At 63.1% G+C, this 13,305-nt stretch carries 14 protein-coding genes and 1 other RNA gene; 5 read left to right on the top strand and 10 right to left on the bottom strand.

Going from position 1 to position 13,305, the window contains the following annotated elements; all coding sequences use genetic code 11:
• Window positions 1-25: 25 nt before the first annotated feature.
• From LPJGGPFB_RS02780 to rimP, 3 genes are read right to left on the bottom strand one after another with little or no spacing between them, the layout of a single operon-like run.
• Window positions 26-724 carry an RNA-binding protein gene (locus LPJGGPFB_RS02780; protein WP_173418635.1) on the bottom strand — a complete coding sequence of 233 codons (699 nt, stop codon included), beginning with the start codon at window positions 722-724 and terminating at the stop codon, window positions 26-28.
• Window positions 724-2,340: a transcription termination factor NusA gene (gene nusA / locus LPJGGPFB_RS02775; protein ID WP_173418634.1), complete on the bottom strand. Its 1,617-nt coding sequence runs from the start codon at window positions 2,338-2,340 to the stop codon at window positions 724-726. Before nusA ends, LPJGGPFB_RS02780 begins: the two co-directional genes overlap by 1 nt.
• Window positions 2,341-2,388: 48 nt before the next feature.
• Complete coding sequence (rimP, locus tag LPJGGPFB_RS02770) at window positions 2,389-3,009, bottom strand: ribosome maturation factor RimP (protein ID WP_173418633.1); 621 nt, start codon at window positions 3,007-3,009, stop codon at window positions 2,389-2,391.
• Window positions 3,010-3,284: 275 nt separating this feature from the next.
• Here rimP and LPJGGPFB_RS02765 point away from each other — a divergent pair, with 275 nt between their 5' ends.
• On the top strand, window positions 3,285-4,919 hold the full coding sequence (locus LPJGGPFB_RS02765) for an MFS transporter (RefSeq protein ID WP_173418632.1): 1,635 nt from the start codon (window positions 3,285-3,287) through the stop codon (window positions 4,917-4,919).
• A gap of 84 nt (window positions 4,920-5,003) precedes the next feature.
• On the opposite strand, the gene LPJGGPFB_RS02760 is transcribed toward LPJGGPFB_RS02765, so the two are convergent.
• From LPJGGPFB_RS02760 to ffs, 6 genes are all read right to left on the bottom strand, one after another.
• Window positions 5,004-6,242: a lytic murein transglycosylase gene (locus tag LPJGGPFB_RS02760; protein WP_173418631.1), complete on the bottom strand. Its 1,239-nt coding sequence runs from the start codon at window positions 6,240-6,242 to the stop codon at window positions 5,004-5,006.
• A 60-nt stretch (window positions 6,243-6,302) separates the two neighbouring features.
• Window positions 6,303-6,908 (bottom strand): recombination mediator RecR, encoded by a 606-nt coding sequence (gene recR / locus LPJGGPFB_RS02755; RefSeq protein WP_173418630.1) that lies wholly within the window; start codon window positions 6,906-6,908, stop codon window positions 6,303-6,305.
• A gap of 107 nt (window positions 6,909-7,015) precedes the next feature.
• Window positions 7,016-7,627, bottom strand: coding sequence for a LysE family translocator (locus LPJGGPFB_RS02750; RefSeq protein WP_173418629.1), 612 nt, complete (start codon window positions 7,625-7,627; stop codon window positions 7,016-7,018).
• Window positions 7,628-7,828: 201 nt separating this feature from the next.
• A complete protein-coding gene (locus tag LPJGGPFB_RS02745) occupies window positions 7,829-8,152 on the bottom strand; it encodes a YbaB/EbfC family nucleoid-associated protein (RefSeq protein WP_029742357.1) in 324 nt (107 codons plus the stop codon).
• Window positions 8,153-8,198: 46 nt separating this feature from the next.
• Window positions 8,199-10,070, bottom strand: coding sequence for a DNA polymerase III subunit gamma/tau (locus LPJGGPFB_RS02740; RefSeq protein ID WP_173418628.1), 1,872 nt, complete (start codon window positions 10,068-10,070; stop codon window positions 8,199-8,201).
• 141 nt (window positions 10,071-10,211) lie between these two features.
• Window positions 10,212-10,309, bottom strand: an RNA gene (gene ffs, locus LPJGGPFB_RS02735) — signal recognition particle sRNA small type.
• Between the two features lie 107 nt (window positions 10,310-10,416).
• Here ffs and LPJGGPFB_RS02730 point away from each other — a divergent pair.
• From LPJGGPFB_RS02730 to LPJGGPFB_RS02715, 4 genes are all read left to right on the top strand, one after another.
• Window positions 10,417-10,821 (top strand): HIT domain-containing protein, encoded by a 405-nt coding sequence (locus LPJGGPFB_RS02730; protein ID WP_173418627.1) that lies wholly within the window; start codon window positions 10,417-10,419, stop codon window positions 10,819-10,821.
• A gap of 2 nt (window positions 10,822-10,823) precedes the next feature.
• A complete protein-coding gene (gene nudC, locus LPJGGPFB_RS02725; protein ID WP_173418626.1) occupies window positions 10,824-11,804 on the top strand; it encodes an NAD(+) diphosphatase in 981 nt (326 codons plus the stop codon).
• A 31-nt stretch (window positions 11,805-11,835) separates the two neighbouring features.
• A complete protein-coding gene (locus LPJGGPFB_RS02720; RefSeq protein ID WP_173418625.1) occupies window positions 11,836-12,546 on the top strand; it encodes a helix-turn-helix transcriptional regulator in 711 nt (236 codons plus the stop codon).
• 128 nt (window positions 12,547-12,674) lie between these two features.
• Complete coding sequence (locus tag LPJGGPFB_RS02715; protein WP_173418624.1) at window positions 12,675-13,043, top strand: VOC family protein; 369 nt, start codon at window positions 12,675-12,677, stop codon at window positions 13,041-13,043.
• 59 nt (window positions 13,044-13,102) lie between these two features.
• On the opposite strand, the gene LPJGGPFB_RS02710 is transcribed toward LPJGGPFB_RS02715, so the two are convergent.
• A complete protein-coding gene (locus LPJGGPFB_RS02710) occupies window positions 13,103-13,240 on the bottom strand; it encodes a DUF1127 domain-containing protein (protein WP_065784874.1) in 138 nt (45 codons plus the stop codon).
• Between the last annotated feature and the right edge of the window lie 65 nt (window positions 13,241-13,305).

Below are 13,305 nucleotides of genomic sequence, written 5' to 3'. Positions count from 1 at the left end.
TGCCGGATTTTGCCGGTGACGCGGGTCATTGCTGTGGCTTGCCAGCGCCGCCTTCGGCCCGGACCGGGACGGATCCACGGTACTTTTCGAGCATGATTGCGCGCTTCACTACACCCTCACCCGCCTGCCCTGCAAGCGTTGCGGCATGGATAAAAGCATTACTTCCCAAAAGGCCCTCCATTTCCGCCGCCGAAAAGGGGCGGAACGCGGGTATTTCCGTTTCATCTTCAACCACAAAGCTCATTGCCTTGCGGGCCTGGTCAATCTTGCGGACGCCGTCGGCGGCCGCATCGCTCGCGTGAAAGACGGCAAGCGCCGCCAATCCACGAACGGCCTGCTCCGTCTTCGTTGCGCCGGAGATGAACTGGGCCGCCTTGCGCGCCATGTTCATCATGCCGGCAAGCTGCTCGACGAGCAGCCTGTCCACGTCGTCGGCCAGCGTCGCATCGACCTTGACGTCGGCCTTCAAGGCACGGGCGAAGAGCTTCTTCGCCATGGCCTTTTCAACCAGCGCCCGCTCCGCCTTGATCCAGCAGCCGCGCCCCGGAAGCTGACGCTTCAGATCGGGAACGATGCGGCCGTCGGGTCCGGCGACGAAGCGGATCAGATCGTCGGGCGAGCCACTCTCGCGCGTGACGATGCATGTCCGGGTGCTGCCGCTCTTGTCCTTCGGACCGTTGTCCGAAGGCAGAGCGTCAGCGTCAGTCGATGCGGTGGTCGCCATCAGGCGTCCTGTTCCGCGCCTTCGGCAACCTCGATCGCCTCTTCTTCTTCCTGCTCGACGGCAAGATCGTCTTCCGTGATCCAGCCGGCAGCAAGACGTGCCTGAACGATCATGGCTTCAGCATCGGCGCGCGAAACCTCGAACTTCGAGAACGTGCCCTCGAAGCGCTTGGTCTCGCCATCCTTGCGTTCGCTCCAGCCGACCAGGTCGTCGGCGGCGCAACCGGCAAAGTCCTCGATGGTCTTGATGCCTTCCTCGCCGAGCGCGACCAGCATCGGGCTGGTCAGGCCATTGATCGTGCGCAGTTCGTCGGCAACGCCGAGTTCCTTGCGCTTGGCATCCATCTCGGCTTCGAGCCTGTCCAGGAACTCGCGGGCGCGGGTCTGGATTTCGGTGGCGGTTTCGTCGTCGAAGCCGTCGATCGAAGCGATTTCGTCGAGATCGACAAAGGCAAGCTCCTCGACGGCGGCAAAGCCTTCGGAAGCCAGAACCTGGCCGACCATTTCGTCGACGTCGAGCGAATCCATGAACAGGTTGGTGCGCTCGTTGAATTCCTTCTGACGGCGTTCGCTTTCTTCCTGCTCGGTGAGGATGTCGATATCCCAGCCGGTCAGCTGCGACGCGAGGCGAACGTTCTGGCCGCGGCGGCCGATGGCAAGCGACAGCTGCTCGTCCGGAACCACGACTTCGATGCGCTCTGCGTCTTCATCGAGAACGACCTTGGCGACTTCCGCCGGCTGCAGCGCGTTGACGATGAACGATGCCGGGTCCTGCGACCACGGAATGATATCGATCTTTTCGCCCTGCAACTCGCCGACGACGGCCTGAACGCGCGAACCGCGCATACCGACGCAGGCGCCGACCGGATCGATCGAGCTATCGTTCGAGATCACGGCGATCTTGGCGCGCGAACCCGGGTCACGGGCAACCGACTTGATCTGGATAATGCCGTCGTAGATTTCAGGCACTTCCATGGTGAAGAGCTTGACCATGAACTGCGGATGCGTGCGCGACAGGAAGATCTGCGGGCCGCGCTGTTCACGCCGGACGTCGTAGACGAAGGCACGAACGCGGTCGCCGTAACGCATGTTCTCGCGCGGGATCATCTCGTCGCGACGGATGATGCCTTCGCCACGGCCGAGATCGACGATGACGTTGCCGTATTCGACGCGCTTGACGGTGCCGTTGACGATCTCGCCGACGCGATCCTTGAATTCGTCGAACTGGCGGTCACGTTCGGCTTCGCGAACCTTCTGCACGATGACCTGCTTGGCCGACTGCGCGGCGATACGGCCGAAATCCATCGGCGGCAGCGGGTCGGCAATGAAGTCGCCGAGCTTGGCGTCCGGGTTGCGGTCGCGCGCCAGTTCGAGCGGGATCTGGGTGGAATAGTCTTCCGCCTTCTCGACCACTTCCAGGAGACGCTGCAGGCGAATTTCACCGGTCTTGGAATTGATGTCGGCGCGGATGTTGGATTCCGAACCATAGCGGGAGCGCGCGGCCTTCTGGATCGCATCGGCCATCGCGGCCAGAACGATCTCGCGGTCGATCACCTTTTCGCGTGCCACTGCATCTGCGATCTGCAGAAGCTCGAGCCGGTTAGCACTGACTGCCATCTCATGTCTCCGTCTGGTTGCAGGGGGCCTCAAGCACCGCCCCGGCTTTTATTCTTCGATAGGTGAATCTTCGTCTTCGAAATTCTCGTTCGCGGCACGCGCTGCCTTCGCCTTCTTGTCGGCTGTCAGGGCGTCGCGGATCAGATCGTCGGTCAGGATCAACCGCGCCTCCGCAAGCGTGGTGAACGGAATGGTGACCGTCGCTTCCTCGCCATAGGCAGGCTGATCGCGCTCGATCTGGAAACCATCCGCATCCACGGACACGATCTTACCACGGAAACGCTTGCGGCCCTCGACCAGCACCGAGGTTTCGCATTTCAGGAGGTGACCCTGCCAGCGGAAGAAATCCGACTTGCGAACCATCGGGCGATCGATGCCGGGCGACGACACTTCCAGATGATACGCCTTGTCGACCGGATCTTCCACATCGAGAACCGGGGAAATGGCCATCGAGATCGCTTCGCAATCTTCGACGGTCATGGTGCCGTCATTGCGCTCGGCCATGATCTGCAGCGTCATGCCGTTCTGGCCGGACATGCGCACGCGCACCAGGCGATAGCCCATCGGTATCAGCACCGGTTCGATGATGTCGGCAATGCGCTGATCGAGACCGGTTTCGGTGATCAGGCGGGGTTCAAGTTCATTTTCAGCGGTTGTCGGATCGGACAAACGATGTCTCCTCATGGGACCGGGTAATAAAAAAGAGCGGGTCCTGACGGGCCCACTCTTCATCTACCGATCAAGAATTTGAGGCCCATATACGCCTCGTTGCCGCAAATTGCAAGGTGTTCGACCGGAGGCCGCCTAAGGCGCCTGCGGGGTGCGGGCGACAGTCAATCGATGCGACGGCAAGTTTCAGCGGCTGGCACTTCGGTCTTCGAGGTTTATAACAGGCAACGAACCGCTTCGATATCGCAATCAAAAGACACGAGAGGGAAGACGAGGTGCCCACCCGTATTTCGCCACTTGCCCCCTTCAAGCACGACATCTTTCGCACCATCTGGATCGCAAGCCTCGCCTCCAACTTCGGCGGCCTGATCCAGACGGTCGGCGCCGCCTGGCTGATGACGTCGATTTCCTCATCGGCCAACATGGTCGCGCTGGTGCAGGCCTCGACCTCGCTTCCCATCATGATGTTCTCGCTGGTCTCCGGTGCGCTCGCCGACAATTTCGACCGGCGGCGGATCATGCTTGTGGCCCAGTGTTTCATGCTGACGGTGTCGGCGCTTCTGACCGTCTGCGCCTATCTCGGCATCATCACGCCCTGGCTGCTACTGCTCTTCACATTTCTGATCGGCTGCGGCACCGCGCTCAACAACCCGTCCTGGCAGGCCTCGGTCGGCGACATGGTTCCGCGCGACGACCTGCCGGCGGCCGTCGCCCTCAACAGCATGGGCTTCAACATCACCCGCAGCGTCGGCCCGGCCATCGGCGGCGTGATCGTCGCGACCGCGGGTGCGGCGGCCGCCTTTGCCGCCAACACGCTCAGCTACTTCGCCATCCTCTTTGCGCTGGTGCGCTGGCGACGCGAAGTGACCATGAGCCCGCTGCCGCGCGAAACGCTCGGCCGGGCGATCACGGCGGGCCTGCGCTATGTCGTGATGTCGCCCAATATCGGCAAGGTGCTGGTGCGCGGCTTCCTGTTCGGCCTGTCGGCAAGCGCCATTCTGGCGCTGCTGCCGCTGGTGGCGCGCGATCTCGTCAAGGGCGGTCCGCTCACCTACGGCCTGATGCTCGGCGCCTTCGGGCTCGGCGCGATCGGCGGGGCGTTGCTGAGCGCAAGATTGCGCGAAATGATGTCGAGCGAAGCGATCGTGCGCGTGGCCTTCGGCGGCTTTGCGTTAAGCACCCTCGTCATTGCCTTCAGCCCCTATGCGTGGTTGAGCTGTCTCATGCTGCTGGCCTCAGGCGCATCCTGGGTGCTGGCGCTGTCGCTGTTCAACACCACTGTTCAGCTTTCGGCCCCACGCTGGGTGGTCGGCCGGGCGCTGTCGCTCTACCAGACCATGACCTTTGGCGGTATTGCCGGCGGCAGCTGGCTCTGGGGCACGACGGCCGAACTCCATGGCGCCACCAACGCGCTTTTCGTCTCCTGTCTCTTGATGCTGGCGGGCGCGGCCGTCGGCCTGCGCCTGCCCTTGCCGGAGTTCAAGTCGCTCAACCTCGATCCGCTCAACCGCTTCAACGAGCCGCTGCTCGAACTGGACCTGAAACCCCGCAGCGGACCGATCGTGATCATGATCGATTACGAGATCGACGATGCCGACATTCCCGAGTTCCTGGAGACCATGGCAGAGCGGCGGCGCATCCGCATCCGCGACGGTGCCGGCCACTGGGCGCTTATGCGGGATCTCGAAATCCCGACGACCTGGACGGAAACCTATCATGTGCCGACCTGGGTGGAGTATGTGCGCCACAACCAGCGGCGCACCCAGGCTGACGCCTCGGTCGGAGAGAAGCTGACCGCGTTACATCGGGGTGCTGCACCACCGCGGGTCCACCGGATGATCGAGCGCCAGACGATCGTTCCGACCCATTACGAGCGCTACAAGCGCCAAGTCGACGTCGACATGCACTGACCGACTGCGCCCGGTCGCGGGCGCAGTCCCATCCAATCGAAGCCGAACGGCCCGGACTGCTCGCCGCCCAAGGAGAGTGACCGCTTACCGAAGCTTCGCCTTCAGCGAGGCATCGGGAAAGCAGGTCGGCGCCAGACCGTTCTTGGCCTGCCAGTCGCCGAGCGAGCGGCGGGTCTTGTAGCCGGCAAGACCGTCGGCCTTGCCGACGTCGTAGCCCTTGGCGACCAGCGCCTTCTGCATCGACAGTACATCCGAGCGCAGCATGTTGCCGACATCGCCCCAGGTGCCGCGGAACGCACCACCGCCTGAGCCGATGCGGTCGGCCAAATTGCCGATGAACAGCGCATAGAGGTCGGAGTTGTTGTACTCCTTGAGCACGTAGAAATTCGGCGTGACGATGAACTCGGGCCCGTGGGTGCCGGCCGGAACCAGCATCATCGAGGGCGCGGAAAGCTCATGCGAGGGAAACGCCTTGCCGGAAATGCGGGTGATGCCCTTGGCCGCCCAGTCGGACATCGGCCGGGCGAGATCGGGCCCTTCCTGCGCACAGGAAACGCCAGCCGGGATCGACACTTCGAAGCCCCAGTCGCGGCCGCGCTGCCAGCCCTTCTTGACGAGGTAGTTGGCGATCGAGGCCAGGCTGTCTGGAACCGAATTCCAGATGTCGCGGCGACCGTCGCCGTCGAAATCGACGGCATATTGCAGGAAGCTCGACGGCATGAACTGCGGCTGCCCCATGGCGCCGGCCCAGGAGCCACGCATCGATGCCTCCTCGACGTCGCCGCTTTCCAGAATGTGCAAGGCGGCGATCAGCTCGCGGCGGAACAGGTCCGGCCGGGTCGACATGAAGGCCTTCGTCGCCAGCACGTCGACGACGGGATAGGGGATCTTGGCGCGGCCGAAGCCGGATTCGCGACCCCAGATCGCCACGACCACCGATGCCGGCACGCCATAGGTCTTCTCGATCCGCTTCAAGGTGGAGGCGTGAGTGGAGGCAAGGCTGCGCCCGGTTGCCGCCAGTCCCTGCAGACGTTTTTCCGAGAAGTAGCTGCCGGGCGAGGAAAACTCCGCCTGGCTCTGCTTCTGCTCCTTGGGCTTGGGAAAACCGGGAGGTGCTAGGTCTGGCAGGTCCCAGTTGAGCTTCACGTCCGCGAATGCCGCCTTGAAGGAGCGTGCCGAAACCCCAGACTTTTCGGCTTCCGGCCAGAGATCGCGCTGAAGCCACTGGCGAAACTGGGTCTCGACCTCAGCCTTGGAGGCCGCCTGGGCCAAGCCCGCGAGAACGCAGAACAGCAAGGTCGACAGTGATAGAAATCTCAGCATCCGGTTCCCTATCGGTTGGATCGCGGGCGGTCGGGGCGAAGACCCCGCACGTTCATGGCGTCAGATCGAGGTGCGGGCACGAAGGGCGGCAGCCAGCGTACCCTCGTCGAGATAGTCGAGCTCGCCGCCAACCGGCACGCCATGGGCAAGCCGGGTGATCTTCACCGCCATGCCTTCGAGCTGGTCGGTGATGTAGTGGGCGGTGGTCTGGCCTTCCACGGTGGCGTTGACGGCGATGATCAGCTCGCGCACACCGCCATTGGCCACGCGCTGCACCAGCCCCTTGATGTTGAGATCATCGGGACCGACGCCATCGAGCGGCGACAGCGTGCCGCCGAGCACGTGGTAGGCAGCGTTCATGGCTGCGGCACGCTCCAGCGCCCAGAGATCGGCGACATCCTCGACAACGATGATCACCGTGTGGTCGCGGCGTTCGTCGGCGCAGACCGTGCAGGGGTCGATCGTATCGACATTGCCGCAGCACGAGCAGATGCGCACCTTGCGATGGGCCTCGCCCATGGCTTCCGCCAGCGGCCCGAGCAGCTGGTCCTTCTTCTTGACCAGATGCAGTGCCGCGCGCCGCGCCGAACGCGGCCCCAGCCCCGGCACCTTTGCCAGAAGCTGGATCAGTTTTTCGATTTCGGGACCGGTGACTCGCTTTGCCATCCGGCGCTTTTAGCCCATATCGCCGACAAACGGAATCGCCTTGCCGGAATATGACGCGGCTTCCGGCCGCGATAGCACAGGGGCCGAAAGATGCGTCGAAGCAGAACTCAACGGGTGGCGATGACGACAGCCGCGCCGGCGATGGTTCCCGCACTGGCACGGTTGGCGATGCGAACGGCGCGCTTGCTCTTCAGCAGCTTTCGGGCATTGGCAGCCATGGTCACCCAGCCGAGATCGACCACGACCAGAACCACCAGCATGGTCGCAACCAGCTGCATCCAGCCGATCAGGGTCACCGAGCGCAGATCGATGATCGACGGCAGCAGCGCAACGTAGAACATCATCACCTTGGGATTGCCGAGCGTGACCGTCAGGCCGGCGAAGAACAGCTTGGAGGCGGAGCGCGACTGCGGCAGGCTGTCGCCGGGCATATCCGGCTCCGCCGTCCACATCTTCCAGGCGAGATAGAGAAGGTAGGCGACGCCCAACCACTTGATGGCGACGAACAGCAGATGGAAGCTTTCGGCAATCGCTGCGAGACCCGCCACCGCAAACGACAGCCAGATGGCCTCGCCGATCCAGAGCGCCACGAGGAAGGGCAGCACGTCGCGCGCGCCCTTCGAGAGCACACGTGCGACAAGCGCTGCGACACTCGGCCCGGGCGATCCGGCCGCAACCAGCAAGGCGCCGGCAAAGATAAGCAGGGACGTCATGGTCATGCGCGATCCTCCTCGGGAGGCGGCAATTTACCATGCTTTGCAGCCGGCGCCAGTCCGGGCCGACGCGAAGTGCCAGACACCAATGCGCCATGCGGACGAGCCGCCGGCACATTGCAAAGCACATGGATCGCGAGATGCGAACAGACGCTCACCGATACCGGTGAGCGGCGGTCGCCATTCAACGCCAGACGAAGAAGGCGATCAGAACGGCAGCTTCATGCCGGGCGGGATCGGCAGGCCGGCGGTGAGTTCGCGGGTCTTTTCGGCCTGCACTGCCTCGGCCTTGTCCTTGGCGTCCTTGTGTGCTGCGACGATCAGGTCTTCAAGAATCTCGACGTCGTCTTCCTTGAACAGCGACGGATCGATCTTCAGGCTCTTCAGGGTGCCCTTGCCATCGAGACGGACGGTGACGAGACCGCCGCCGGAGGTGCCGTCGACTTCGAGCGCGGCGATTTCCGCCTGCATCTTCTCCATCTTGGCCTGCATTTCCTTGACCTTGCCCATCATCCCCATGATGTCGCGCATCGTCGTCTCCTGTTCTCTAGAAATTTCCGGTCGTTCGTCCGACGGACTATTCGATATCGTCGCCGGGGACGATATCGCCATCGGCAGATTCGGCTGTGGCCGGAGCAACGCTCTCGGCCTCCTCTTCCTCGACGGCGCGGATGCGCACGTCGGTGATCTTGGCGCCCGGAAAACGGGCGAGGATGGCCGCCACATCAGGATCCTGGCGCGCGTCGCTGACGCGCTTCTCCTGGGCCCGTTGCTCGGCTTCGATCAGGGTCGGCTCGCCGGGCTCGCGGCTGTAGCTGACGATCCAGTGAATGCCGGTCCACTCCTTGAGCTTGACGGCGAGTTCGCCGAGCAAGGTCTTGGGCGCATCATCGGTCACATTGACATCGAGACGCCCGGGCTCGATGCGAACCAGCCGCACGAAGCCGCGCACCAGCGTCTTCAGCTTGATGTCCTTGTTCTTGCCGCAGAGGTCGGCGATGTCGCTGACCGAATTGACCGGCACCGAGGCTTGCGCCTTGGCGACAGGCGCGATGGCGGGCCGCTCTTCGATTTGTCCGACGCTGATCGGCTGAGGGCTGACATCGGGAACCGCGCGCAGCATCGTTGCGCCGTTGCCGGTCGGTCGTCCCATCGATGCCGGCTGGATGGCCTGTGCCTGCACGGGTGCACCGACTGACGCCTGCATGCCGCCGCCATTGCCGCCACCTGGGGCCGGACGGGCACCGCCGCCATCGCTGCCCGACAGTTCGAGCACACGTCTTGCCGCGTCTTCCGGCGAGGGAAGATGGGCCGCATGGGCAAGCCGGATCAGCACCATTTCCGCAGCACCCGCCGGGCGCGACGAGCTCTCGGCCTCGGGAATGCCCTTCAACAGCATCTGCCAGATGCGCGACAGCGTGCTGACGGCGACACTGCCGGCAAAGTCCGCGCCGCGCGTCCGCTCGATCTCGCTCAGGGACTGATCGCTGGCGGCATCCGGCACGTATTTCAGCCGGGTGACGAGATGGGTGAAATCGGCAAGATCGGTCAGCACCACCGTCGGGTTGGCGCCCGCCTCGTATTGGGCCGTGAACTCGCCAAGCGCTGCGGCAACATCGCCCCGGACGATATGATCGAACAGATCGACGATCCGGGCGCGATCGGCAAGACCGAGCATCGAGCGGACGGTCTCGACCTCGACGGAACCGCCGCCATGGGCGATCGCCTGGTCAAGCAGCGACAGGCCGTCGCGCGCCGAGCCTTCGGCCGCACGCGCCACCATTGCCAGCGCTTCCGGGTCAAAGGAAACGCCTTCCTTGCCGAGAATGGTAGAAAACAGGCCGACGAGGTCGGAGCCGCTGATGCGCCTGAGGTCAAAACGCTGACAGCGCGACAGGACCGTGATCGGCACCTTGCGGATTTCGGTGGTGGCGAAGATGAACTTCACATGCTCCGGCGGCTCTTCGAGCGTCTTCAAGAGGCCGTTGAAGGCCTGCGTCGACAGCATGTGCACTTCGTCGATGATATAGACCTTGTAGCGCGCCGAAACCGGGCGGTAGCGCACCTGCTCGATGATCTCGCGGATATCGTCGATACCGGTATGCGACGCGGCGTCCATCTCGATGACGTCGACATGGCGCCCGTCCATGATCGCCTGGCAGTGCTCGCCGGGCACGCGCAGGTCGATGGTCGGTCGATCGATGTCGGGTGTCTTGTAGTTCAGCGCACGGGCGAGAATGCGGGCGGTGGTGGTCTTGCCCACCCCGCGTACGCCGGTCAGCATATAGGCTTGCGCGATACGACCGGTTTCGAACGCGTTGGTCAGCGTGCGCACCATCGGCTCCTGACCGACCATCAGGTCGGAGAAATCCTTGGGGCGATACTTGCGCGCCAGAACGCGGTAGGCGGCTGGTTTCTGTTCGGATGAAATGGACGTTTCGTCGCTCATCGACCCTGCCGCTTAATGAATTCGTGTCCCGACAGGACGGATTTACGGCACCGCGCGTCGCATGGGATGCGCCTGGTCACCGCAACAGCGTGTGGTGCTGCCTGATTGCTGAGAGCGGTTTCGATCTCAGCAATCAGGCAGGTGGGAGGCTGGCACGATGACCCGTGCCGGGGCTCGTTAGGGCTGCTTCCTTCCGGACCTGACCCGGTTGGCGAGTGGCTCGTCCACCACCAACCTCCCGGCTCCCATATCGGCAATATCGCAAGCAAATGCAAGCCAAGCCATCAAAAAACTGATATCGATATGCAAAACAAGGCGAATCCGCTCACGGCCCAAGGAGACCTTCTTGACGACATTCACCCTTGACGAGCGGCTTGAACGCGATGGCATCCCGATCGCCTCGATCGGCCTCTGCCAAATGCGCCTGATGAACGATCGCCGCTGGCCCTGGCTGGTGCTCATTCCCCAACGCGGGGGTATCTCCGAGATTTTCGATCTGTCGCCGCTCGACCAGACGATGCTGACATTCGAGACCAACATGGTGGCAACCGCCTTGAAAAAAGTCACCGGTGCCGAGAAGATCAATGTCGGTGCGCTCGGCAATATCGTCCGGCAGCTCCATGTGCATATCATCGCCCGCAGCGACGGCGACCCGAACTGGCCCGGCCCCGTCTGGGGCTTCGGCAAGTCGGAGCCCTGGGGCGAGAAAGACCGCCAGGCATTTGCAGCCCGCATTCTGGAAAATCTCTGAACATGACGAAATCAATCTTTGACCTTCGAAGCCCCCATCCGGAGCCGAGCACCCTCGTCGCCTTTTCCGAGAACCACCTGGATCGCCAGTCGGAGCACCGCGCCGACGATTGCATCGAAGTTGCGCTCAAGCATCCTGGCGCCCATTTCCTCGCATTTTCCGGACCCAAGCTGATCGTCAAGCACGACGAGAAGATCATCGATCCGCTGTTTGCCCCCTATGAGCTCGAGGGGCTGGATCCGGTGCTCGACGAGACCATTTTGCTCGGCTACCTGCCAAACGGTGAGCCGCGGCTGGCCGTGCCGACGGGCTTGACCGAGGACAATGTCGCCGAGCCGTTCAAGATCGCCGACGGGCGCACACTCTATCGTCAGCAGATGCTGCCGGAAGAGCTTCTCGGCCAGTTCGCTCAAGGCTCGAGCCTGATCACCTGGAACGCCAACAACCGCTTCTGCGGCCGTTGTGCCGGACCGATGGAGGGCAAATCAGGCGGTTATCGCCGGGCCTGCACTGCCTGCGGCCACATGGTCTTCCCGCGCACCGACCCCGTCGTCATCATGATGACCATCGATCTGGAGCGCGACCTCTGCCTGCTCGGCCGCAGCCCGCACTTCACCGCCGGCATGTATTCGTGCCTCGCCGGCTTCGTCGAGCCGGGCGAGACTATCGAAAATGCCGTGCGCCGCGAAACCCACGAGGAATCCGGCATCCATGTCGGCCGCGTGCGCTACCATGCCTCGCAGCCCTGGCCGATGCCGCACACGCTGATGATCGGCTGCTATGCCGAAGCGAAATCCACAGTGATCAAGCGCGACGAGCAGGAACTCGAAGACGTTCGCTGGTTCACGCGCGACGAGACGGCGGCGATGCTGGAGCGCACGACGGGTGTCGCCGACACCGGCAACGAGCATATCCCGCCGCCGAAGGGCGCCATCGCCCACCGGCTGATGCGCGACTGGCTGGCCTGGGGCGAGCACGGCTGAGCACAGACCGGCCGATACGAGGAGACTTGCCTTGTCCCGCTCCGAACGGCTGCTCGACCTGCTGCAGGTTCTCAGACGCTACCGTCAGCCCGTCAGCGGCCGGCGGCTGGCGGAGAAAACCGGCGTCAGCCTCAGGACGCTCTACCGCGATATCGCCAGCCTGCAGGCCCAGGGCGCCGATATCGAGGGCGAGCCGGGGCTCGGCTATGTCCTCAAACCCGGTTTCATGCTGCCGCCGATGATGTTCTCGCAGGAGGAGATCGAAGCCTTGGTGCTTGGCTCACGCTGGGTGGCAAAACGCGCAGACACCCATCTGGCGACGGCAGCCGGCGATGCGCTCGCCAAGATCGCGGCGGTTCTGCCGGCAGATCTTCGTGAAGAACTCGATGCCTCGACGCTGCTTGTCGGGCCAGTCGCGCCCGTCGCCGATCGCATCGACGTTTCGCTGTTGCGCAAGGCGATACGCCACGAGCGCAAGCTCGATCTCAGCTATATCGATACGGATGGCGGCGAGACGCGTCGCACCGTCTGGCCGTTTGCGCTCGGCTTCTTCGAGAATGTTCGGGTGCTGGTTGCATGGTGCGAGCTACGCCAGGGGTTCCGGCACTTCCGGACCGACCGAATCCGGCAGGCCGACATCAGCGAGACGCGCTATGGGCGACGGCGGCAGGTGTTGCTTCGGGAATGGCGGGAGACCCAGAACATCGGCCCGCCCGAAGGCAGGCGTGTCGGTTCGGCCTGAGGCATTTCGAGCGAAATGCTTGGAGCGCATCTTCCATCGACAAGACGCGCAACGAAGACGGCAATCAATGCTGACAGAAACTGGCAGCGGTGCACGCTAATCTGCAACTCCCAAAAAGGAGACAGATCATGGCCAAGGCAAATCTCATAATTCTCTATGTCGCCGATCCGCTGGCAAGCGTCGGCTTTTACAGCAAGCTGCTCGACAAGGAGCCACTCGTCTCCTACCCGACCTTTTCGTCGTTCGAACTGCAGGACGGCTTCGTCCTCGGGCTTTGGGCGCAGGACACGGTGACGCCGGAGCCATCAAAGATGGGCAACCGTTGCGAACTGGCATTCATGGTGAAAGACGAAGAGGCGGTGCGGGAGCACTATGAAAAGTGGAAAGGTGCTGGCCTGACGATTGCGCAGGAGCTGACGAAGATGGATTTCGGACCGACCTTCGTGGCGCTTGACCCGGATGGACACCGCCTGCGCGTGTGCCTCTTCGATGACTAGATCAAGGGTTTGCGCGTATCCCGCCAGCTTGGGTGGCGGGATACGGCGAATGGTGCTGATTAGCGGCCGTAAACGGCGGCCTGGATCTGCGAACGGGAAATACCGATATCGCTCAGGGCGTGGTCATCCAGCGAATTCAGCTCGCGGATCGCACGGCGCATTTTTGCATATTCAACGATCTTCTGACGGATCTTCATTTTTAACACTCCATATGTGAACGAGCGTCAAATAGGCATTTGCACATTATTTAGGTACCGCCGCG

Origin of the sequence: Ensifer adhaerens, assembly GCF_013283195.1 — a bacterium.
In the GTDB taxonomy this organism is placed as follows: Bacteria; Pseudomonadota; Alphaproteobacteria; order Rhizobiales; family Rhizobiaceae; genus Ensifer; species Ensifer adhaerens_G.
Note: the sequence above shows the minus strand (reverse complement) of the source record. Positions and strands in the feature narration are given on the sequence as shown.

Bases quoted from the DNA above. Each gene is read 5' to 3' on its own strand.
- LPJGGPFB_RS02715 (WP_173418624.1), top strand. From the start codon at position 12,675: ATGGCCAAGGCAAATCTCATAATTCTCTATGTCGCCGATCCGCTGGCA.
- LPJGGPFB_RS02780 (WP_173418635.1), bottom strand. From the start codon at position 724: ATGGCGACCACCGCATCGACTGACGCTGACGCTCTGCCTTCGGACAAC.
- LPJGGPFB_RS02740 (WP_173418628.1), bottom strand. From the start codon at position 10,070: ATGAGCGACGAAACGTCCATTTCATCCGAACAGAAACCAGCCGCCTAC.
- nudC (WP_173418626.1), top strand. From the start codon at position 10,824: ATGACGAAATCAATCTTTGACCTTCGAAGCCCCCATCCGGAGCCGAGC.
- LPJGGPFB_RS02745 (WP_029742357.1), bottom strand. From the start codon at position 8,152: ATGCGCGACATCATGGGGATGATGGGCAAGGTCAAGGAAATGCAGGCC.
- LPJGGPFB_RS02710 (WP_065784874.1), bottom strand. From the start codon at position 13,240: ATGAAGATCCGTCAGAAGATCGTTGAATATGCAAAAATGCGCCGTGCG.
- LPJGGPFB_RS02750 (WP_173418629.1), bottom strand. From the start codon at position 7,627: ATGACCATGACGTCCCTGCTTATCTTTGCCGGCGCCTTGCTGGTTGCG.
- recR (WP_173418630.1), bottom strand. From the start codon at position 6,908: ATGGCAAAGCGAGTCACCGGTCCCGAAATCGAAAAACTGATCCAGCTT.
- LPJGGPFB_RS02760 (WP_173418631.1), bottom strand. From the start codon at position 6,242: ATGCTGAGATTTCTATCACTGTCGACCTTGCTGTTCTGCGTTCTCGCG.
- nusA (WP_173418634.1), bottom strand. From the start codon at position 2,340: ATGGCAGTCAGTGCTAACCGGCTCGAGCTTCTGCAGATCGCAGATGCA.